20 protein-coding genes are annotated in these 20,865 nt (G+C 70.7%); 11 read left to right on the forward strand and 9 right to left on the reverse strand.

The features are described 5' to 3' along the window. Nucleotides 1-3 precede the first annotated feature (3 nt). Nucleotides 4-1,122 carry a LacI family DNA-binding transcriptional regulator gene (locus OG885_RS01930; protein WP_405724887.1) on the forward strand — a complete coding sequence of 373 codons (1,119 nt, stop codon included), beginning with the start codon at nucleotides 4-6 and terminating at the stop codon, nucleotides 1,120-1,122. A 56-nt stretch (nucleotides 1,123-1,178) separates the two neighbouring features. Here the strand turns inward: OG885_RS01930 and OG885_RS01935 are convergent, their stop codons facing one another. The 6 genes from OG885_RS01935 to OG885_RS01960 all read right to left on the reverse strand — a co-directional run bounded on the left by OG885_RS01935 (nucleotide 1,179) and on the right by OG885_RS01960 (nucleotide 7,225). After that, on the reverse strand, nucleotides 1,179-2,000 hold the full coding sequence (locus OG885_RS01935) for an MBL fold metallo-hydrolase (RefSeq protein ID WP_405724890.1): 822 nt from the start codon (nucleotides 1,998-2,000) through the stop codon (nucleotides 1,179-1,181). Next, nucleotides 1,997-3,082, reverse strand: coding sequence for an S-(hydroxymethyl)mycothiol dehydrogenase (locus tag OG885_RS01940; RefSeq protein WP_405724893.1), 1,086 nt, complete (start codon nucleotides 3,080-3,082; stop codon nucleotides 1,997-1,999). Before OG885_RS01940 ends, OG885_RS01935 begins: the two co-directional genes overlap by 4 nt. A 50-nt stretch (nucleotides 3,083-3,132) precedes the next feature. Beyond that, a complete protein-coding gene (locus tag OG885_RS01945; protein ID WP_405724896.1) occupies nucleotides 3,133-4,350 on the reverse strand; it encodes a cytochrome P450 in 1,218 nt (405 codons plus the stop codon). Nucleotides 4,351-4,439: 89 nt separating this feature from the next. After that, nucleotides 4,440-5,423: a PDR/VanB family oxidoreductase gene (locus OG885_RS01950; RefSeq protein WP_405724899.1), complete on the reverse strand. Its 984-nt coding sequence runs from the start codon at nucleotides 5,421-5,423 to the stop codon at nucleotides 4,440-4,442. Between the two features lie 100 nt (nucleotides 5,424-5,523). After that, nucleotides 5,524-6,303 carry an IclR family transcriptional regulator gene (locus tag OG885_RS01955; protein ID WP_405724902.1) on the reverse strand — a complete coding sequence of 260 codons (780 nt, stop codon included), beginning with the start codon at nucleotides 6,301-6,303 and terminating at the stop codon, nucleotides 5,524-5,526. Between the two features lie 4 nt (nucleotides 6,304-6,307). Beyond that, complete coding sequence (locus OG885_RS01960) at nucleotides 6,308-7,225, reverse strand: LysR family transcriptional regulator (protein WP_405724904.1); 918 nt, start codon at nucleotides 7,223-7,225, stop codon at nucleotides 6,308-6,310. Nucleotides 7,226-7,351: 126 nt separating this feature from the next. Here OG885_RS01960 and OG885_RS01965 point away from each other — a divergent pair, with 126 nt between their 5' ends. The 10 genes from OG885_RS01965 (at nucleotide 7,352) to OG885_RS02010 (ending at nucleotide 16,363) form a co-directional block, all read left to right on the forward strand. After that, nucleotides 7,352-8,353 (forward strand): fumarylacetoacetate hydrolase family protein, encoded by a 1,002-nt coding sequence (locus OG885_RS01965; protein ID WP_405724907.1) that lies wholly within the window; start codon nucleotides 7,352-7,354, stop codon nucleotides 8,351-8,353. Beyond that, nucleotides 8,350-9,306, forward strand: coding sequence for a cyclase family protein (locus OG885_RS01970; RefSeq protein WP_405724910.1), 957 nt, complete (start codon nucleotides 8,350-8,352; stop codon nucleotides 9,304-9,306). Before OG885_RS01965 ends, OG885_RS01970 begins: the two co-directional genes overlap by 4 nt. A gap of 24 nt (nucleotides 9,307-9,330) precedes the next feature. Then, nucleotides 9,331-10,461: an FAD-dependent oxidoreductase gene (locus tag OG885_RS01975; RefSeq protein ID WP_405724913.1), complete on the forward strand. Its 1,131-nt coding sequence runs from the start codon at nucleotides 9,331-9,333 to the stop codon at nucleotides 10,459-10,461. After that, a complete protein-coding gene (locus tag OG885_RS01980) occupies nucleotides 10,458-11,459 on the forward strand; it encodes an amidohydrolase family protein (RefSeq protein ID WP_405724916.1) in 1,002 nt (333 codons plus the stop codon). Before OG885_RS01975 ends, OG885_RS01980 begins: the two co-directional genes overlap by 4 nt. A 4-nt stretch (nucleotides 11,460-11,463) precedes the next feature. After that, nucleotides 11,464-12,396, forward strand: a complete 933-nt coding sequence (locus tag OG885_RS01985; protein WP_405724919.1) for a VOC family protein — start codon at nucleotides 11,464-11,466, stop codon at nucleotides 12,394-12,396. Between the two features lie 93 nt (nucleotides 12,397-12,489). Further along, nucleotides 12,490-13,461 carry a fumarylacetoacetate hydrolase family protein gene (locus tag OG885_RS01990; RefSeq protein ID WP_405724922.1) on the forward strand — a complete coding sequence of 324 codons (972 nt, stop codon included), beginning with the start codon at nucleotides 12,490-12,492 and terminating at the stop codon, nucleotides 13,459-13,461. Next, the gene (locus tag OG885_RS01995) at nucleotides 13,458-14,210 is read left to right on the forward strand and encodes an SDR family NAD(P)-dependent oxidoreductase (protein ID WP_405724925.1); all 753 of its coding nucleotides are present in this window, start codon (nucleotides 13,458-13,460) and stop codon (nucleotides 14,208-14,210) included. Before OG885_RS01990 ends, OG885_RS01995 begins: the two co-directional genes overlap by 4 nt. Next, nucleotides 14,207-14,923, forward strand: coding sequence for an SDR family NAD(P)-dependent oxidoreductase (locus tag OG885_RS02000; protein WP_405724928.1), 717 nt, complete (start codon nucleotides 14,207-14,209; stop codon nucleotides 14,921-14,923). The genes OG885_RS01995 and OG885_RS02000 overlap by 4 nt, the downstream gene beginning before the upstream one ends. A gap of 13 nt (nucleotides 14,924-14,936) precedes the next feature. Then, the gene (locus OG885_RS02005) at nucleotides 14,937-15,692 is read left to right on the forward strand and encodes a CoA transferase subunit A (RefSeq protein ID WP_405724931.1); all 756 of its coding nucleotides are present in this window, start codon (nucleotides 14,937-14,939) and stop codon (nucleotides 15,690-15,692) included. Continuing rightward, on the forward strand, nucleotides 15,689-16,363 hold the full coding sequence (locus tag OG885_RS02010) for a CoA transferase subunit B (protein ID WP_405724934.1): 675 nt from the start codon (nucleotides 15,689-15,691) through the stop codon (nucleotides 16,361-16,363). Before OG885_RS02005 ends, OG885_RS02010 begins: the two co-directional genes overlap by 4 nt. Before the next feature lie 189 nt (nucleotides 16,364-16,552). Here OG885_RS02010 and OG885_RS02015 read toward each other — a convergent pair whose 3' ends face one another. The 3 genes from OG885_RS02015 to OG885_RS02025 all read right to left on the reverse strand — a co-directional run bounded on the left by OG885_RS02015 (nucleotide 16,553) and on the right by OG885_RS02025 (nucleotide 20,848). After that, on the reverse strand, nucleotides 16,553-18,577 hold the full coding sequence (locus tag OG885_RS02015; RefSeq protein WP_405724937.1) for a hypothetical protein: 2,025 nt from the start codon (nucleotides 18,575-18,577) through the stop codon (nucleotides 16,553-16,555). Nucleotides 18,578-19,003: 426 nt separating this feature from the next. Then, the gene (locus OG885_RS02020; protein WP_405724940.1) at nucleotides 19,004-19,621 is read right to left on the reverse strand and encodes a hypothetical protein; all 618 of its coding nucleotides are present in this window, start codon (nucleotides 19,619-19,621) and stop codon (nucleotides 19,004-19,006) included. 3 nt (nucleotides 19,622-19,624) lie between these two features. Then, entirely contained in the window at nucleotides 19,625-20,848 is a 1,224-nt protein-coding gene (locus tag OG885_RS02025; protein WP_405724943.1) for a hypothetical protein, read from the reverse strand. Nucleotides 20,849-20,865 lie beyond the last annotated feature (17 nt).

The following is a 20,865-nucleotide window of genomic DNA, read 5'->3' on the forward strand; positions in this document are numbered from 1 at the left end:
ACCATGGACCGGCATCCCCCGCCCACTCCCCCGTCGCCGATCGACGCCTCGCCCCGCGACGAGCCCACCCGGACCTGGACACGCCGAACCGCCGGCCGCCGCGTCGGCATCAAGGACGTGGCCCAAGCCGCCAACGTGTCGCTCGGAACCGTGTCCAACGTGCTCAACCGGCCAGAGATCGTCGCCGAGACCACCCGTGCCCGTGTCCTGGACGTCATCGACTCGCTCGGCTACGTCCGCGCGGAGGGCGCCCGCCAACTGCGTGGTTGGGCCGCACGGGTCATCGCGGTCCTGGTCCAGGATCTGGCGAACCCGTTCTTCACCGCACTGGCCGCCGGGGTCGAACAGGCGGCACGCGAGGCGGACCTCGGCATCCTGGTGTGCGTCGGGACCCGTGAGCCCGCCGAGGTGGCGCGCCATCTCGCGCTGCTCACGTCGCACCAGGTGCGTGGGGCCGTGCTGACGTCGGGAGAAGGAGTGGGAAGCACCGTGGCGGCCTTCCGCCGCAACGCGGTCCCCTTCGTCGTCGCAGACCAGAGCGCCGCCCAGCCCGGCTCCTGCTCGGTGGGCATCGATGACATCGCCGGCGGCCACGCAGCCGTTCGGCACCTGATCGAGCGCGGACACCGCTCGATCGCCCTGGTCAGCGGCCCTGACCGGCTGCAACAGGTGCGAGACCGCCTCCGCGGTGCCTACCGCGCCGTCGCGGAGGCGGGGCTGTCGACCGACAGTCTGCGCGAGGTCCCGTGCCGGGCTCTGACCGTGAGTGCGGGGCTGGACGCCGGTCATCGCCTGCTCGGCATGTCGGTGCGGCCCACCGCTGTCTTCTGTGCGAACGACCTGCTGGCGCTGGGCCTGATGCAGGCCCTTTACGAAGCCGGACTGCGCGTGCCGGACGACCTCGCCGTCATCGGATACGACGACATCGAGTTCGCGGCATCCGCCATCGTGCCGCTGACCTCGGTGCGACGGCCGGCCGTCGCCATGGGCCGCCACGCCGGCCGCCTGCTCATCGAGGACACGTCTCCGAGCCGCACCGGCCAGGAGCACGCACACGTCGTGCTCCAACCGGAACTGGTCGTCCGCCGGTCCACCATGGCAGCCCCGGCGCGACGTACCTGACGTCCCTGCCGGTGGGACGCGCACCGGCAGGGAACCGAGACTGAGCACCGCGGGCCTCAGTGACCTCGTGCGATCCATGCCTCAAGGTGCGGCGCCTCGTCGCCGATGGTCGTCTCCGGGCCGTGCCCGGTGCGGACGGTGGTGGACTCAGGCAGCACCAGCAGGCGGTCGCGGATCGACCGGACGATGGTGGGAAAGTCCGAGTACGACCGACCGGTCGCTCCTGGGCCGCCCGCGAACAGGATGTCACCGGTGAAGACGGTGCCGAGATCGGGGAGGTGGAGGCAGATGGCTCCCGGCGTGTGCCCGGGTGCGTGCAGGACGCTCACATGTGTACCGGCGACCCCGATCCGCTGGTTGTCGGAGACGTAGCCGTCGGGAGCGCGGTCCGGGTGTGTCTGCTTCCACAGCAGTCGATCGTCCAGGTGCAGCAGGATCGGGGCGCCGGTGGCCGCGGTAGGGCCTGTCCGGCGGATCAAGTCGCAGGAAAGCTGCGGCGCCTCATCGACGCGGGGGAGCGGGGTCTGGCGCGTTGGACTGCAAGGCGGAGGAGGGCGGCGACGCGGAGCGTCGGCAACCGACGACAACGCCGCAGGCCGGCGTGCCAGACCCCGCGTCTGCGGCATGATCCGCCGGACAGGCCCTAGTGCCGGGGCGGCATTGACGTGGTCGTTGTGGGCGTGGGTGCACACGATGGCGGCCAGCCGCCGGTCCCCGACCGCCTCGGCGATGGCGTCGGCGTCGTGCGCTGCGTCGATGACAACCGCTTCATCGTCGTCGCCGACGATCCAGACGTTGTTGTCGACCTCCCAGGTCCCGCCGTCCAGCGTGAAGACGCCCGAGGTGACCACGCGTTCGATACGCAGGCCGGCCCTCACAGGATCACCACCGAGCGCAGGACTTCGCCCTTGTGCATGCGGGCGAAGGCGTCCTCCACCTCGTCCAGGGCGATGGTCTCGCTGACGAAGGCGTCCAGGTCCAGGCGCCCCTGGAGGTAGAGGTCGATCAGCATGGGGAAGTCACGGGAGGGCAGACAGTCGCCGTACCAGGAGGACTTGAGCGCCCCGCCGCGGCCGAAGACGTCCAGCAGCGGCAGTTCGAGCTTCATGTCGGGGGCGGGTACGCCGACGAGGACGACGGTGCCTGCCAGGTCGCGGGCGTAGAACGCCTGCCGGTAGGTCTCCGGGCTGCCGACGGCCTCGATGACGACATCGACGCCGAAGCCACCGGTGAGGTCACGGACGGCCTCGACCGGGTCGGTCCGGCGGGAGTTGACCGTGTGTGTGGCGCCCAGGGACCTGGCGGTGGTCAGCTTGCGGTCGTCGATGTCGACGGCGATGATTTTCGCCGCGCCCGCCAGCCGTGCGCCGGCCACCGCCGCGTCGCCCACACCGCCACAGCCGATGACGGCCACACTGTCGCCCCTGCCGACACCACCGGTGTTGATCGCCGCTCCGATACCCGCCATGACTCCGCAGCCGAGCAGTCCCGCGGCGGCGGGTGAGGCCGCCGGGTCGACCTTGGTGCACTGGCCTGCGGCAACGAGGGTTTTCTCGGCGAAGGCACCGATGCCGAGGGCGGCCGACAGCTCGGTTCCGTCGGCGAGGGTCATCTTCTGGCGCGCGTTGTGGGTGTCGAAGCAGTACTGCGGGCGCCCGCGCCGACAGGCCCGACAACGGCCGCACACCGCGCGCCAGTTGAGGACGACGAAGTCGCCCGGGGCCATGTCCGTCACGTCGGGGCCGACCTCTTCGACCACACCTGCCGCCTCGTGGCCGAGGAGGAAGGGGAAGTCGTCGTTGATGCCGCCCTCGCGGTAGTGCAGGTCGGTGTGGCAGACACCGCACGCCTGCACCTTCACCACCACTTCTCCTGGGCCGGGGTCGGGAATGACGACCGTCTCGACGCGTACCGGTTCACCCTTGGCGTGGGCGACGACACCACGTACGTGCTGGGGCATGGGGACAGGTCCTTTCAAGGAAGTGACAGGGGATCGTGGGCGACGCGGGGTCAGTTCGCCGGACGGATGCGCACCGGCAGCGAGGCCCAGGAGCGAAGGGTGTTGTTGAGGTGCCGCCTCGGTTCTCCGGCCAGTTCCAGGTGTTCCACATGGCGGGCGAGCGCGGTCAGCAGGGACTCGGCCTCCAGACGCGCGACATGCTGGCCGACGCACTGGTGGATGCCCATGCCGAAGCCGACGTGGCCGGAGGGGTCCCGGGTGAGGTCGAAGCGGTCGGGATCCGCCCAGCGGTCCGGGTCCCGGTTGGCGGCGCCCAGGAACATCAGGATCTTGCCGCCCTCCGGGATGCGGGTCCCGGCGATGTCGACGTCGGTGGTGGCCGTGCGGAAGAACGTCTGGACCGGGGACTGCCAGCGCACCGCCTCGTCGAACGCCACCCGCGCCAGCTCAGGGCGTTCACGCAGCCGCTGCCACTCCTGCGGGTGGGTGGCGAAGGCGTACAGGGCGGCGGCGAGTCCGTGCACGGTCGTGTCGACGCCGGCGGTGAGCAGCGAACGCACCACCAGGGGTGCCTGCGCGTGGGTGAGGTCGCCGCGGTCGGCGGCGGCCCAGATCCGGGCACCGAAGCCGTCCTCGCGCAGCGCCTCACGGGCACACTGGGCGTTCACCCACGCCGACAACTCCCCCACCCGGTGCGCGTCGGCCTCGACCAGGGTGTTGCGCGGCCCGAAGGCGTTGAAGGCCATGTTGCCGTAGGGCAACAGGTTCTCCCGCCCGTGCGGACCGAGACCCACCGCGTCAGGGAAGACGCGCAGCGGGAACGCCTTCGCCAAGACGTCGAAGGCGTCGAACTCCCGTCCCTGCTCGGCCAGTACGGTCTCGACGAGTTGGTCGGCTACCGCCTGCCACGTCTCGCGCAGTCGGCGCAGGGCGAGCGGGGCAAGGATCTCGCTCAGCACGCGGCGTGGCGCGTCATGGTGGGGCGGGTCGGCTTCCAGCAGCAGGCTCGGCGGACGCCACGGCTTCTCGTGGCGGAAGTTGGCCAGTCCTACCCCGGCGCCGGACTGGAAGGTCTGCCAGTCGACAAGCGCAGTGTGCACTTCCTGGTAGCGGGCCAGGGCGTGTACGTCGTACCGGGAAAGGCGGACGACGGGACCGGCTGCGCGCAGTTGCCGGTGCAGTGGTTCCGGGTGTGCCAGGTGTTCGGCGGCGAAGGGGTCGGCGTCACTGATCGGCGGCAACGCGGGCAGGGCGGAGGTTTCGGTCATGGCGACTCCACGAAAGGCGAAGGGGTGCGAGGCACATGGCTCGGGAGTTCGGCAGCGTGTGACTCAGGTCGGCGGCCGGTTACGAAAGCTCAGAGGTCCAGGACCAATCGGTCGGAGAGCGAGCGGGACACGCAGGGCAGCATGCAGTCACCTGCCGTGCGTTCATGGCCGCCCAACACCGCGTCGCGGTGGTCCGGGGTTCCGTCCAGCACCGGGACGAGACACGTGCCGCAGGTCCCCTGCTCGCAGGAGGACAGCACCTCGGCACCGACGGCCCGCAGCGCGCGCAGCACGGAGACGTCGGGGGTGACGGTCACCGTACGGCCGGTGCGACGCAGTTCCACCTCGAAGGGCGTACTGCGCACAGGCTCGGACTGGACAGCGGCGGTGAACCGCTCGGTGCGCAGGCTGTGGTCCGGCCAGTGCGCGCTCGCCTTGTCAACGGCGGCCAGCAGAGGGGCCGGTCCGCAACAGTAGATCTTGGTCCCGGGCAGCGGCTCGCTCAGCCACCCGGCCAGGTCCAGCAGGCCGCGCTCGTCCTGGGGGCTGACGTGCACGCGCTCGCCGTAGGCGTCCGTGAGGTCCGCGTGGAACGCCATGGACACGCGAGTGCGACCGCCGTAGAGCAACTGCCAGTCGGCGCCGATCATGTCGGCTTGCCGGATCATCGGCAGCAGCGGGGTGATCCCGATCCCGCCCGCGATGAACAGGTAGCGGTCGGCCGGCACGAGGGGGAAATGGTTGTGCGCGCCACCGACGCTCACACGGTCGCCGACCGTCAGCCGGTCGTGCACGTACGCCGAGCCTCCGCGCCCTGCGGGCTCGCGCAGCACGGCGATGCGATACGTGTGCGGGTCCCAGCGATCGCCGCACAGGGAGTACTGCCGCGTACTGCCGCCGGGCAGCACCAGGTCGATGTGCGCCCCAGGCGTCCAGTCCGGCAGCCGCACGCCGTCGGGATGGTCGAGGGTGAGGGACACGACGCCGTCCGCGACGACGTCCTTGGCGCGGACGCGCAAGGAGAGGGTGGGGGTGGGGCAGGGAACCGCAGGTAGCAGGTTGTGTACGACCACGTTGTCGCCTCCCGTCTGTGGAATGCAGGAAGGATGCGCGTGGCCGCCGTCGCAGCGCGACGGCATTCTCACTGAGCGAGAGACGAAGTTCGGGCCGATGTCACACTGCCGTCACACCCGCATCCTCACGCCAGGCGGGCGCGCCGAGGGCACGGGAGACACCCCGTGCGGCGGTGCGCACGACGGGGACGACCGCTTGGGCGCCCGCGTCGTTGGGGACGATGACCGACAGCGCCGCGACCACCCGGCCGTCCGCACCGCGCACCGGAGCGGCGACACCGAGGGCTTCCTCGTGCACATAGCCGGGACAGTAGGCGTAGCCCCGCCGGCGGACTTCGGACAACGCGGCGCGCAGCCGGGGGCTCGTCGCCGGGGTCTCCGGGGTGTACGCGGTGAGCGAGCCGGCCAGCACTCGTTCCTTGAGGTCTGCCGGGCCGTGGGCCAGGAGCACCAGTCCGCTGGACGAGGCGTACAGAGGCAGCCGCCCGGCGATCCGGGTGTAGTTGATCACCGCGCTCGGCGCCGAGAGGCGTTCGAGGAACAGCACCTCGTGGCCCTCGAGGACACCCAGTTGCACATGGTGGCCCACGACGTCGTGCACGCCTTCCATGAACGGCATCGCGGTGTCACGCAAGGACAGCGTGGGTGACGCCCGTACGGCGAGTTCCCACAGCCGGACACCGATCCGCACCCGGCGATCGTCGTCCCGGCCCAGGAAGCCGTGGGCGGTCAGTTCACCCACGAGCCGGGAGGCCGTGGCCACGTGCAGTCCGGTGCGACGCGCGATCTCGGAGACCGTCAACGCCGGCTCCTCCTGGGTGAACGCCTCCAGGATGCGGGCGGCGCGTGAGAGAACCGACTCCTGGTGAGGTGTCTTCACAGCGTCACTCCTCGTCTGTGCGGGGCAGCTGAGCCCCGACCCGCGCGGCCGTCTCCCGCAGCCAGATGTGGGCCGCGTCATGGGTGTGGACCGGATGCCACCACAACGCTTCCCTCAGCGGCACCGCCTCATAAGGCGGATCCAGCACCCGCACCGCGGCGACCGGGGCCATCATCCGCGCCAGCCGAGCCTGGACCAGGGCGATGCGCCGGGTGTCGGCGATCATCAGGGGCAGGAGCTGGAAGCTGTCGACGGAGACCTCGACGCGCGGTTCGATCCCGAGCATGCCGAGCTGCCGTACAGCCGGCGCGTCGTACGTGCGCAGGTACGTCACCCAGGGCAGCGCGGCCAGGTCGTGGTGGGTGAGCCGGTCCCCCACGGTGGGGTGGTCCCGCGCCACGAGGAACACCCATCGGTCGTCGTAGAGATCGGTGGCAGGGAAGTCGCTGATCACGCCGTGGGGCATGAGCAGGCCGTCGGTGGCGCTCAGCAGGGTCGCCGTGTCGTCGATGACGGTCGGCGGGGCCTGGGTGAAGCGCAGCCGGATACCGGGGGCCTCCTCGTGCACGAGGCGAGCGAGTTCGGTGCCGAAGACGGAGACGGCGTAGTCGGACGCGATCAGTTTGAACTCTCGGTTTTCCTTGGCCGGGTCGAAGTCCGCCTGACTGGAGAAGAGGCGTTCCAGCAGGTCGTAGGCCGAGGCGGTGCGGTCCAGCAGGACCTGGCCGAGTGCGGTCAGCTCGTAGTGGCCGCCGACGCGTGCGAGCAGCTCGTCGTTGAAGTGTCGGCGCAACCGGGCGAGAGCGGCGCTCATCGCGGGCTGGCTGAGACCCACCCGCTGCCCGGCGCGGGTGACGTTGCGCTCCTCGAGCAGAGCGCGCAGGGCGACGACGAGATTGAGATCGAGACGGGCCAGGTTCACGGATCGGTCCCTTGCGGTGGGCGGCGGAGAAGGAGAATAAACACGATGGATGCCGATCATCCACAGAATCGATTTCCCTGATCACGGGGGGCGGGTCCAGATTAGTCCCACCGCAATCAGGAGGACATGTCCGTGAAACCCGAACCCGCGTCCGCTCTCTTTGCCGGGCCGTTCGCCCTCGCCACCCTCTCGACCCCTGACGGGCCGGAGTTCCCCGCCCTGGTCACCGCCGACGGCCAGGCCCTCGATCTGCGGGACACCTTCGGCGACGACCGGCTGACCGTCCTGGACGTGCTGGACCGCTGGGACACGGTCCTGCCGCGGCTGCGCGCCCTCGCGTCCGACACCGGCCTCGCCCGTACGCCCGTCACGGACCTGCGCGTGCACGCACCCGTCGCGCCGCGCCAGGTGTTCCAGTCGGGCGCGAACTACCGGCAGCACGTCATCGACCTGCACGTCGCCCACCGCGCCCCCGACGACGACCGGCCGGAGAGCGAGCGCCGCGCGGAGGCCGCGGAGATCATGGACCGGCGGGCCGCCGAGGACCTGCCGTACGTCTTCATCGGCCTGCCGAGCGCGATCACCGGCCCGTACGACGACGTCGTCCTGCCCGGATGGGCCGAACAGCCCGACTGGGAACTGGAGTTGGCGGTCGTCATCGGCAAGCCGGCCTACCAGGTGCCGGTGGAGGACGCGGCCGAGTACATCGCCGGTTACACGATCGCCAACGACCTTACCGACCGGGCCACCGTGTTCCGCCGGGACATGAAGGCCATCGGCACCGACTGGCTGCGCAGCAAGAACGCGCCCGGCTTCACCCCGCTCGGCCCGTGGATCGTCCCCGCCGAGTCCATCGCGAACCCGGACGACCTGCGCGTCACGCTGAAGCTCAACGGCGAGACCATGCAGGACGAGTCGACCAAGGACATGATCTTCAAGGTCGCCCGCATGGTGTCCTACGCCTCGCAGACCGCCCGCCTGCTCCCCGGCGACCTGGTCCTCACCGGCTCCCCGGCCGGCAACGGCATGCACTGGGGCCGGCTGCTGCGCGACGGCGACGTCATGGAGGGCACCGTCACCGGGCTCGGGCGCCAGCGCACCCGATGTGTCGCGGAGGGCTCCGCATGAACCGCAACGACCCCGAGGGCTCGATCGCCGAGGCCGCCAAGGCGTACTCCAACTGGGGGCGTTGGGGCGAGGACGACCGGCTCGGCACCCTGAACTTCCTCACGGAGGACAAGCGCCGCGAGGGCGCGGCCCTGATCCGGCGAGGCGTCAGCTTCTCGCTGTCGCAGTCGTTCGACATGAACGGCCCGCAGAAGGGCTGGCGGCGCCGCACCAACCCCGTCCACACCATGCTGGACACCGGCACCGACGCCGCCCTCGGCGCCCAGGGTTTTCCGCACGGCATCGGCGGCGCCGACGACGTGATCGCGATGCCGCTCCAGTGCTCCACCCAGTGGGACGGGCTCGGGCACATCTTCGACCACGGCAAGGCCTGGAACGGCCGCCCCGCCGAGAAGGTCGTCACCTCCGACGGCGACCTCGTCACCGGCATCGAGCACATGGCGCCCCACGTCGCTGGGCGCGGGGTCCTGCTGGACGTCGGTCAGGTCTGCGGCACCGCGGGCGAGTTGCCGGACGGTTTCGCGATCACCGAGGAGCACCTCACCGCGACCGCCGAGGCCCACGGGGTGACCGTGGGACGCGGTGACATCGTCCTCGTACGGACCGGACAGCTCGCCCGCGTCCGGCGCGACGGCTGGGGCGACTACGCCGGCGGCCAGGCGCCCGGTCTGTCGTTCACCACGGCCGGCTGGTTGCACCGGACCGAGATCGCCGCGATCGCCACCGACACCTGGGGTTTCGAGGTCCGCCCCAATGAATTCGACCACGCCTTCCAGCCCCTGCACCAGGTCGCCATCCCCAACATCGGCCTGCTGATCGGTGAGATGTGGGACCTGGACGCCCTCGCCGAGGACTGTGCACGCGACGGCGCGTACGCGTTCTGGCTCACCGCCGCACCACTGCCCATCACCGGCGCGGTCGGCTCACCCGTCAACCCGATCGCGGTCAAGTAACGCACGGAACAAGGGAGTTCCCCCATGAGCAACCCCCGCACAGTCCTGGTGATCGGCGGTGGCGCCGCAGGCAACGCCGCGACTGTCTTTCTACGTCGCGCCGGCCTCAGGGTGGACCTGATCGAGGCCAAGGACGACTGGAACGCCACCGCCGGCTCCGGAATCACCCTCCAGGGCAACGCCCTGCGCGTCCTGCGTGAACTCGGCGTCTGGGACCAGGTCAAGGCGTCCGGCTTCGGTTTCGGCTCCGTCGGCATCACCACTCCCGACGGCACCGTCCTGCACGTTGCCCGGGACCTGCGCACCGGCGGTGACGATCTGCCCGCCACCCTCGGCATGCAGCGCCCCCAGCTCCAGCAGATCCTGATCGACGCCGTCCGGGCCAGTGGCGCCACCGTGCGACTCGGCACGACCGCCGAGATCCTCGGCCAGGACACCGACGGGGTGGCGATACGGTTCTCGGACGGCAGCCAGGGCCGCTACGACCTGGTCATCGCAGCCGACGGCCTCGCCTCGTCGACCCGCGCGGCGATCGGCATCGGCGACAAGCCCGAGCCGACCGGCATGGCCATCTGGCGCATCGCCGCCCCGCGCCCGGCCGGAGTGATCCGCACCGACCTCGCCTACGGCGGCCCCGCCTACATCGCCGGGTACTGCCCCACCAGCAACACCACGATCTACGCGTACGTCGTCGAGGCCAACCGCGACCGCGCCTCCATCCCGCCGGAGACGTACGCCGACGAGATGCGTCGGCTGGCCTCCGCCTACGGCGGCTTCTGGCCGGAGATCACCCAGCACATCACCGACCCGGCGAAGGTCAACTACACCTGGTTCGACCGGCTGCTGGTGGAGGGCTCCTGGCACCGCGGCCGGGTGGTGCTCATCGGTGACGCCGCGCACTGCTGCCCGCCCACACTTGCGCAGGGCGCGGCCCTGTCCCTGGAGGACGCGTGGGTGCTCACCCAACTGCTCACCGCGTCCGAGAGCTGGGACGACGCACTATTCCAGGCGTACTACGAGCGGCGAGTGACCCGCGTCCGACCGGTCGTGGAGGCGTCCGTGCAGATCGGGCAGTGGCAGCTCGACGGTGTCCGTGACGCCGACGTCCCCGGCCTGATGGGCCGCACCATGACGATGCTGCGGGAACTTCCGTGACCATCACTCCCACCGTGGACGTCCACGCCCACGTCCTGCTGCCCGAGGTCGAGGCACTGGTGGCCGAGCTGCCGGGACTGGCGGAGGCGAAGGCGCTGGACGCCCGGCGCAACGGCCCGGCGGCACTCGCCGTCAGCGGGCCCATGGTCCGCGAACGGATCCCGCGCCTGACCGACCCCGCCGTACGGCTCGCCGCGATGGACGCGCAGGGCGTGGACGTCCAGCTGGTCAGCCCCTCCCCCTCGCACTACCACTACTGGACCGACGAGGAGACGGCTGAAAAGCTGTACCGGCTCGCCAACGAGGCGACGGCGGCCCACTGTTCCGCAGCGCCCGACCGGCTGCGCGGCCTGGGCCTCGTACCGCTGCAACACCCGCAACAGGCTGTGCGCGCCCTCGAACACGCGATGGACCAGGGCCTGTTGGGCGTCGAGATCTCCAGCCACGCACCGGGGCGGGAACTGTCCGACCCGGCGTACGAAGCCTTCTGGACCCGGGCCGAGGAGACGGACGCGATCGTCTTCCTGCACCCCTTCGGCTGCACGCTCGACGAACGGCTCGACCGCTGGTACCTGTCCAACACCGTGGGCCAGCCCACGGAGAACGCCGTCGCGCTCTCCCACCTGATCTTCTCCGGCGTCCTGGACCGCCACCCGGACCTCAAGCTGATCGCGGCCCACGGTGGCGGCTATCTGCCCACCCACATCGGCCGCTCCGACCACGCCTGGCAGGCCCGCTCCGACGCCGGGGCCGGCTGCGCCCACCTGCCCAGCAGCTACCTCAAGCGGCTGTACTTCGACTCCCTCGTCCACGACCCGCACGTCCTGCGGGAGCTGGTCCGTGTCGCCGGGGCCGACCGGGTGCTGCTCGGCTCCGACTTCCCCTTCGACATGGGCACCGAGGACCCCCTCGGCGCGCTGCGCGCCGCCCGGCTGCCCGACGCCGACTTCGACGCCGTACGGGGCGGCAACGCCGCCGCCCTCCTCCGGAAGGACTGACACCATGCGTCTGCTCACCCACCTCCGGCACGTCGACCTCGCCGTGCCCGACTACGACAAGCAGCTCGACTTCTACGCCGGCGTCTGGGGCCTGACCAAGGTCTCCGAGGACTCCGGGATCTCCTTCCTCGCCGCCGAAGGCTCCCCGGAGCAGTACGTCGTACGGCTGCGCAAGGCCGAGGAGAAGCGCCTCGACCTCGTCTCCTACGGCGCGGCCTCCGCCGCCGACGTCGACACGCTCGCCGAGCAACTCCTCGCCGGGGGCGTGCAGTTGATCTCCCAGCCGGGCAAGGTCGACACCCCCGGAGGCGGCTACGGTTTCCGCTTCTTCGACGTCGACGGCCGCACCATCGAGGTCTCCGCCGACGTCCAGGTCCGGCAGCACCGCAAGATCGAGGAGAAGGAGGCGATCCCGGTCAAGCTGTCCCACGTCGTCCTCAACTCCCCCGACCTGGACCGCACCCGGCAGTGGTACGAGGAGCACCTGGGCTTCCGGCTCTCCGACACGCTCAGCTCCCCGCACATGGGCGAGGTCATGCACTTCATGCGGATCAGCAACCAGCACCACTCGATGGCGTTGGCCAAGGGCCCGCACACCGCGCTGCACCACATCTCGTTCGAGATGCGCGGCATCGACGAGTACATGCGCGGCTCCGGCCGGGTCATCCGTGCCGGTCACCGGAAGATCTGGGGTCCGGGCCGGCACATGGCGGGCGACAACACCTTCACCTACTTCCTCGACCCGCACGGCAATACCGTCGAGTACACCACCGAGCTGGAGCTCCTCGACGAGGACACCTGGCACCCGCACGTCTACGACTTCTCCCAGCCCGAGGTCACCGACCAGTGGGGCACCGCGAACCCGATGAACGAGCTGATCGCCAAGGAGTCGTTCAACGACGTCGACCGCGGCGTCTTCGTCGCCCCGCCGGTCTGATCCCACCCCCGCTCCCGGGAGCGCGGCCGGCCCTGTCACTTGCCCTGACTCACCACCGCCGCGCTCCCGGGCCCTCCTGCCCGGAGCCGCACCATGCGTTTCGCCGCCTACGAACACCACCACCGCCGTCGCGTGGCCGTCGTGCACGACGACGGCACCCTGCTGCCGCTGCCCGGCGTCTCCTCGCTCACCGCCCTGCTGTCGGAATGCGGCAGTCTTCCCGCCCTGCTCACCGCGGGCGCCGCCGCGCTGGACGTGCCGCCCGGCCCGCACGCGTCGGAAGTGCGGCTGCTACCACCTCTCCAGCCCGTGTCCGTAAGGGACTTCGTCACCTTCGAGGAGCACGTCGAGGGCGTACGACGTTCCGTGGACGGCACCGCCGGCGTACCGGAGCAGTGGTACGCCGCGCCGACGTTCTACTTCACCAACCCGCACGCGATCTACGGGCCGCACGACGACATCCCCGTCCCGCCCGGGTCGGGCGTGCTCGACTTCGAGCTCGAAGTCGCCGCCGTGATCGGCAAGGAGGGCCGCGACCTCACCCCCGAGCGGGCCCGCGACCACATCGTCGGTTACACCGTCTTCAACGACTGGTCGGCCCGCGACCTCCAGTCCGCGGAGATGCGGGTCGGCCTCGGCCCGTGCAAGGGCAAGGACACCGCGACCACCCTCGGCCCCTACCTGGTCACCGCCGACGAGCTGGAACCGTACCGGGACACCGACGGTTTCCTGCGCCTCGCCCTCACCGCCTCGGTGAACGGTGAGACGGTCGGCACGGATCTGCTCTCCAACATGAGCTGGACGTTCGAGGAGATGGTCGCCTACGCCTCCCGCGGCACCTGGGTGCACCCGGGTGACGTCCTCGGCTCCGGCACCTGCGGCAACGGCGGCTGCCTCGCCGAACTGTGGGGCCTGCGCGGCGAACAGACCCCGCCGCCCCTCAAGCCCGGCGACACCGTCGCCCTCACGGTGGAAGGGATCGGCACCGTGTCCAACACGATCGTCCCCGGCACCGCCCCGGTGCCGCTGCCCACCGGCCGGCGCCGGTCCCGGGAGCGGCCGTGAGCGACCTGCACCCCAAGAGGCTGCTCGGCAAGGTCGTCGTGGTCACGGGTGCGGCCCGTGGACAGGGCGCCGCCGAGGCGGAGGCCCTCACCCGGGAGGGCGCCCGGGTGATCGCCACCGACGTGATCGAGGCCCCTGACTGCCGTCGGCTGGACGTCACGAGCACAGAGGACTGGGCGGCGCTCGCCGCCGAACTCAGGGAGTCGTACGGGCAGGTGCACGGCCTGGTCAACAACGCCGGCATCACCTGGCGCGCCCGCCTCGGCGACGTCCGGGCCGAGGACTTCGCCCGGGTCCACGCCGTCAACGTCACCGGGCCGCTCCTCGGCATCCAGCACCTCGCGCCGCTCATGCCGGCCGGCTCGTCCGTCGTGAACGTCGGCTCCTCGGCGGCCCTCACCGCCCACTACCCCATCGCCTACACCGCGAGCAAGTGGGGTCTGCGGGGGCTGTCCAGGACGGCCGCGCTGGAACTCGGCCCGCGCGGCATCCGCGTCAACACGATCCACCCCGGCTACATCGAGACCGAGATGACCGCCTCGGCCGCCCCCGCGTTCCGCGAGGCCAACGTCCGCGAGACCCCGCTCGGCCGTACCGGGACCACCGACGAGGTCGCTCCGCTGGTGGTGTTCCTGCTGTCGGACGAGTCGTCGTTCATCACCGGGGCCGACATCCCCGTCGACGGTGGGCTCACCGCGCACGGCGGGACCAAGTCGGTCTCCGACGCACTGCGCGAGGCAGCCTCATGAAACGCCTGGAGGGCAAGGTCGCCCTGATCTCCGGCACGGCACGCGGTCAGGGCCGGGCCGCAGCCCTGCGGTTCGCCGCCGAGGGCGCACTCGTGGTCGGCGGTGACCTGCTGCACGAGGAGGCCGTCGAGACGCAAAGGCTGATCGCCCGCGAGGGCGGCACGGTCCTCACACCCGGCCCCCTGGATGTCACCGACGAGCCGTCGGTGCGCTCCTGGGTCGCTGAGGCCGTCGACGCCTTCGGCGGTATCGACATCGTGTACGCCAACGCCGGCGCGGTCCGCTTCGGAGGCATCGCCGACCAGCCGTACGAGGACTTCGTCTTCACCCTGCGCGCCGAACTCGACTCGGTGTGGCTGACCGTCCGGGCGGCCTGGCCGCACCTGATCGACAGTCACGGCTGCGTCCTGACCGTCGGCTCCACCGCCGGTCTGACCGGTTCGCTCACCAACCAGCGCACCGCGCACTCCGCGTCCAAGGGCGGCGTGATCGCACTGACCCGGCAACTGGCCGCCGAGGGCGCCCCGTACGGCATCCGCGCCAACTGCGTCAGCCCCGGAATGATCGACACGGACGGCTCCCGCACCGGCACACCGGACGACGTGGTCAACGCGGCCGTCTTTCTCGCTTCCGACGAGGCGTCGTACATCACGGGCGCCAACCTCGTCGTCCACGGCGGCTGGTCGACGGTCCTGCCCGGCGCCACTCCCTGAAAGGAACTCAGTCGTGAACAAGGTCCGCGGCAGCGCCGCAGAGGCCGTCGCCGACATCCCGTCCGGTGCCTCACTGGCCGTCGGCGGGTTCGGTCTCAGCGGTGTACCCGAGGTACTGGTCCGCGCCCTGTACGAGCAGGGCGCGTCCGGTCTGGAGGTCGTCTCCAACAACTGCGGCGTGAACGGCCGCGGCCTGGGCGTCCTGCTCGCCGCTGGCCGGATCGCCCGCGTCACCGGCTCCTACGTGGGCGAGAACAAGGAGTTCGCCCGCCAGTACCTGGCCGGTGAACTGGAGGTCGAACTCACCCCGCAGGGCACCCTCGCCGAACGCCTGCGGGCCGGCGGCGCGGGCATCCCCGCCTTCTACACCCCGGCCGGTGTGGGCACCCAGGTCGCGGGCGGCGGCCTGCCCTGGCGTTACGCGTCCGACGGCTCGGTGGCCGTCACCTCGCCGCCTAAGGAGATCCGCACCTTCCGGGGCCGCCCGCACGTCCTGGAGCACGGCATCACCACCGACTTCGCCCTCGTACGGGCCTGGCGCGGCGACCGCCACGGCAACCTGGTGTTCCGCAAGGCCGCCGCGAACTTCAACCCTCTGGCGGCCATGGCCGGCGGGATCACCGTCGCCGAGGTCGAAGAGCTGCTGGAGCCGGGCGAGTTGAGCCCCGACGAGGTGCACGTCCCCGGCATCTTCGTCCAGCGGGTGGTGGAGTTGACGGCCGGTCAGGCCGACGACAAGCGCATCGAGAAGAGGACCGTACGAGCATGAGCTGGACCCGCGACCAGATGGCCGCCCGCGCCGCCGCCGAACTCACCGACGGCTCCTACGTCAACCTCGGCATCGGCCTGCCCACCCTGATCCCAGGCCATCTCCCGCCGGGCGTCCAGGTCGTCCTGCACTCCGAGAACGGCATCCTCGGCACCGGCCCCTACCCCACGGAAGCCGAGGTCGACCCGGATCTCATCAACGCGGGCAAAGAGACCGTCACCGTGCTCCCGGGTGCCTCGTTCTTCGACTCCGCCCTGTCCTTCGGCATGATCCGGGGCGGCCACATCGACACCGCCGTGCTCGGCGCGATGCAGGTGTCGGAGCGGGGGGACCTGGCCAACTGGATGATCCCCGGCAAGATGGTCAAGGGCATGGGCGGCGCGATGGACCTCGTCCACGGCGCCCGCCGCGTCATCGTCCTGATGGAACACACCGCCAAGGACGGCAGCCCCAAGATCGTCCGGGAGTGCACACTGCCGCTCACCGGCGAACGCTGCGTCCACCGGATCATCACCGACCTTGCCGTCCTCGACATCACGGACGACGGACTCGCGCTCGTCGAGACGGCTCCCGGTGTGACCGTCGAGGATGTGGCGGAACACACCGATGCGCCCCTGTCCCACAGCAGCGGCAACCGTTTCCACGCGCTGCCCCGACCCGGAGTTCGGTGAGCGGGCCGGTACGGCCGTGCTGCCCCCAGGTGCGCATCTGCCGGACCGTGCAGGTCGGACACGCCGTTCACGGCGCGCAGGACGGTCTCCTCAACGACGTCGTCGGCACCTCGGAGACCGTCATGTGCGGTTCCCGGCGCGCCGGGCGTCGGAGATGCAGCAGCCGTACCGTGCGTCATGCCCCCGATGTCATCCTGCACCGTGGTGGCGGAGCCACAGGAGCAGGTGCCAGTCCTGGTCGTTGGCGAGGGGGTCGGCGGTATGGGCGGCGCGTCCGTCGACGGTGGAGGGCATGACGAAGGCGCAGGTGGCCGAGCCGTCCTCGTCGTAGTTGGCCATGTTGGCGCGCATGATGGCCTCGGCGAGCCGGTCGGTGTCACCGGTGCGCAAGGTGGCCGGCAGACGCAGCAGCGTCGTGGCGGTCAGAACGCTCCAGTAATGCGGGAAGACGTCGCCCCAGAGCCTGTTCTCGCCGAACCAGTAGCCGTCCCAGTGCCGGATCGCGATGCCGTGCAGCCGGGCGTGCGGCTGGGGGCCGCCGAACGCCAGCAGCCAGGGCAGGCGCTCCTCGATGGCGTCGTGGAAGAGGGCCTCGCCGGTCAGGGTGTACGCGTCGCTGAGAAGGTCCAGCAGCGGAGCGACGATCGCCTGCTCGTAGTTGACCTCGTGGGCGGGCAGCCGCCGCCCCATACGGACGAACTCCCGGGCGCTGTCGACCAATCGGTCGCGCAGTCGTCCGGCACGGGAGGTCTGACCGGCGGCCTCGAGGCTGTCGCAGACGGCCGCCGTCGCCGGGGACACGTCGATGGACAGATGGGCGGAACCGCCCAGGTCGAAGCGGCGCTCGATGATGCGGGCGGCGCGCTCGAGGTCCTCTTCCCGGTCGTGCGTCCGGTGCCGGTCGAGGAAGAAGCGGGCCAGCCACGGCATGTCGTAGAGCCGCGGTTCGATGTGCCAGCTCTGGGATCCGCGCCGCGGGGCGTCGGTCTCGTCGAGCAGATGACGCACCGCGAAGCGGGACCAGCCGTCCAGGAGGGGGTCGATCTCCGCCGCGTCGGCTAGGCCGTGGGCGACGGCGGCCTGGAGCAGCAGCGGCATCGCGATGCGCTCGGAACCGTCCGTCCAGTCCGACCAGCCGTTGGTGGCACTGGTCAGTCCGGTGCGGGTGTTCACGGGGACGAAGGCGTGCGCGAGCAGCCCCGGACGGCCCGTTGCCCGCTGGTGGCGGGTGATGTAGGCGACGCGGCGGCGAACGACCTCCTCCAGGGGAAGGTGGAAGAGAATCTCGGTGCGGGCGCCATCGCCGATCTCCAGGGTGCGTGTGCCGTGCGCGGATGCCTCGACGCGATAGCGTCCCTCCGTCTCCCGCTCGACCTTCACCTCCGGGTCCGGGCTGCTGACCGACGTCGCCTCGACGACGATCGGGGTCCCGGTCTCGGCGGCGTATGCGGAGAACACGGCCGGTGGCCGGGTGGCGGCGATGAAGGCGTCGATGGACTCGTGCCAACCCAACTCCCAGGCCACCGACGTCGATTCCCCCGGCGCCAGACGCAGCACCGGTTGCCCGCCGAACGCGTCCGAGTTGCGGGCGTGGTCGGTGACCTGGAGGACCAGGTGGCCGCGGACGTCCGACAGCGACGCCTGGTTGCGGGACTCGACCGAGTACCCCCGTACCGCCCCCTCCCGCACGATCAACCCCAGGCAGCGCTCCTCGCCGGACATCGGCTGAGCCAGCGCCCACGCCCACGTGCCTCCGGTGAAGACGTGGGCGTGCACGGCCTGTTCGAGCGAGGTCTGCGCGTCGCGGTACCAGTCTGCGAACGGAGTCTGAATGCCGAGGCTCGTGACGGCGAGCGGCTCGTCGGCGCTGTTGACGACGGTGTAGGACTCACGCAGCACGGTCCCGTCGACGGAACGCCGCACCTCGACTCGGATCCCGGGCAGGGGTGCGTGCACCGCCTCGACGGTGTCGTCCGCCGCACGCAGTTCGGCAGGCGCGAGCCAGCGGGCGGCTCCCCTGTCCGTCACCAGGTGTCCTGACCCCCACTGATGCTCCAGTGAGTGCCAAGGGGTGGTGGCCTGGTCGAGCAGAAACCGCCGTACCGGTGCCAGGTCGTCCAGGAATTGCGTCGGCGCGCCCGTCACCGGGTCGAGCACCGCGTGCCCCGCGCCGAACCGGAGCGATTCCGGGATCCTGGCCTCGGTGGATAGCACCTGTGAACTCCTCAGTCTTTGTCGCGTGCGCTGGAGTCCGCTTGGGCAACAGCGGTCACATCAAAGCAACGCCACCTGACCGAGTACAGGGAAGCGAAACTTTTCGATCACCGGCCCGGTGGGCGCTGCACCAGGAGAGCCAGGCGATCGGCCGACGGACGGCCAACTCGCCGATACCGCCGCGAGACCTCGCGCCCGCGCACCGCAACGGGAGCAGACGGAAGGCAGAGCGCCGTCAGGAGACGGGGGCAGTTCCGTGCCGGAGTCGAGCCGGTCGGAGAAGCGGAAGCCCTCTTGGGAGCGGGCGGAGGGAACTACGCCACCGACCCCGACAAGGTCGTCAACGACCTGTCGGCGGCCCACATCTGGGACGCCTCCTCCGACGGGGGTGACCCCGTCGGAGGCCCGGCCGCACCCTGGTGCTCGTCACAGCAGCAGTGCCGCGATCCGTCGAGAGGGCCGGTGGCGCCGCCAGGCCACGGTCAGGAAGACGATCAGGCCGCCGACCGGGAGGGCGCACACACTCCAGCTGAGGGCCAGGGGCGGTCCGGGTTGTTCCAGGACGGTGATGTTCTTCAGCGTGCCCGTGCCCTGTCCCTGGGGGCCGTTGATGGTGAAGGTAATGCTCCATCGGCCCGCCGTGGACAGGGACTGGACGTCCAGGCCCCAGACCGACAGCTTGCGCGGGTGACGCGCCAGCTGGCCTCCCATGCCGCCTCCGCCGCCTCCCCCGCCTCGCATACCGTCGGCCTGCTGGCCCGGGGCGGTCATGGAAAGGGTGCCGGACTTGTCCTTGATGCCTCCGTCGGGGGCGAACGTGAAGTCCAGGGACTGTGTGGCCCGCAGCGGCCACTTGGAGAAGCCCACCGTCAGGTTGTAGGGACCGACCTTCACCTTCTCGGTGTGAACGATGTCGACCGGTGCGTACGCCTGGGCGGACGGGGCCGAGACGAAGAGCGTGCCGGCCACCGCGCACAGGGCGAGGAGCAGGGCCCGGGCGCGGCGCCTCAGCGTCCGGCGGGGGCTACGTGTCTGAGGGCGCATCGGTCAGCGACCTTCCGGAGCAGTGGGGTTCGTGGGTTGCGCAGCCGCCGTGTTGAGGTGCAGCAGGACGGTGAAGCGGGAGCCGAGGTAGCCGGCCAGCGTGCCGAAGACCAGGCCGAGAACGGCGTCGGTGAGCAGCGTGGTCGCGGACGTGCCGGACTGGCCCATCGGACCACCTCCGCCACCACCACCTCCTCCGCCCCCGCCGCCTCCGCTGACCAGGGAGGTCTGCAGCAGCAGGGAGAGGCTGACGAGCACCCCGCCGACGGCGCCGACGACCTGCGGCATCCAACGGGCCGACCAGCCCTGCCTGCGGCCGACCCACAGCAACGCCTCGATCACCACGGCCACGCCGATCATGAACATGGGGATGCCGGAGGGCAGCACGGGCGCCATGTCCATCAGGTTGTCCCGCAGCGGCAGCCCGACGTACCCGGCGTACGCCTTCGCCGCCCACGGCGAGAACCACCACAAGAACACCTGCATGACGCCGAGGACCGCCGCGATGGACAGCGCGACTCCCCTGCGGCGCAGGGTCAACGCTCCCATGATCAGCAGGCAGACGGAGAAGAAGACGTTGCCCGCGAGCTGGGGATCAATGGTCTGGGACAGTCCCTGGAAGGCGTAGGTGGTCAGGGGGCAGAACGTGATCAGAACCGGCGTACTGACGATCAGCCCGATACGCCCCCACAGCTGCTCCCGGGCTGCGGCGAAGACGATGATGCTGCCGACCATGGTCAGGCTGATGGAGATGAACAGGGCAACGTGTGGAGGGGAGTTGAGTACGGCGTCGAAGCCGTACAGGGAGTGCCACCACAGGTCCATCAAGCCGTACAGGAGGAACAGCGCTGCGCCGGTTCCGGCGACGAGGTAACCCAGGGGCGCGGTGAACGTTCCGCGCAGGACCCGGACGGGGCTGCCGCCGACGCCGGGGTCCGCGGGGCGTCCGGCGCGCTGCGCGAAGGTGGAGCGCAGCACCATCACCAGGCTGGCGATGCCGGCGAGGGCGCTGCCGGAGTACAGCATCAGGTGGGAGAGCGTGAAGAAGGTGTCCGGGCCGACGTCGACATGCCACTCGACGTCCCAGCTGATACCGATCAGCGAGGTCAGGGTGCCGATCAGGACGGTGAACGCCCCTGCCGCACTGGGCAGTTGACCGGCCAGGGGGCGGGTTGACGGGAGTGGTCGAGCGGAGCCGGGCAGCGTCGCTGCGGGGACGGAGTCCATCGGTATGCCTTTCGGGG

Origin of the sequence: Streptomyces sp. NBC_00028 (assembly GCF_045041065.1) — a bacterium.
In the GTDB taxonomy this organism is placed as follows: domain Bacteria; phylum Actinomycetota; class Actinomycetes; order Streptomycetales; family Streptomycetaceae; genus Streptomyces.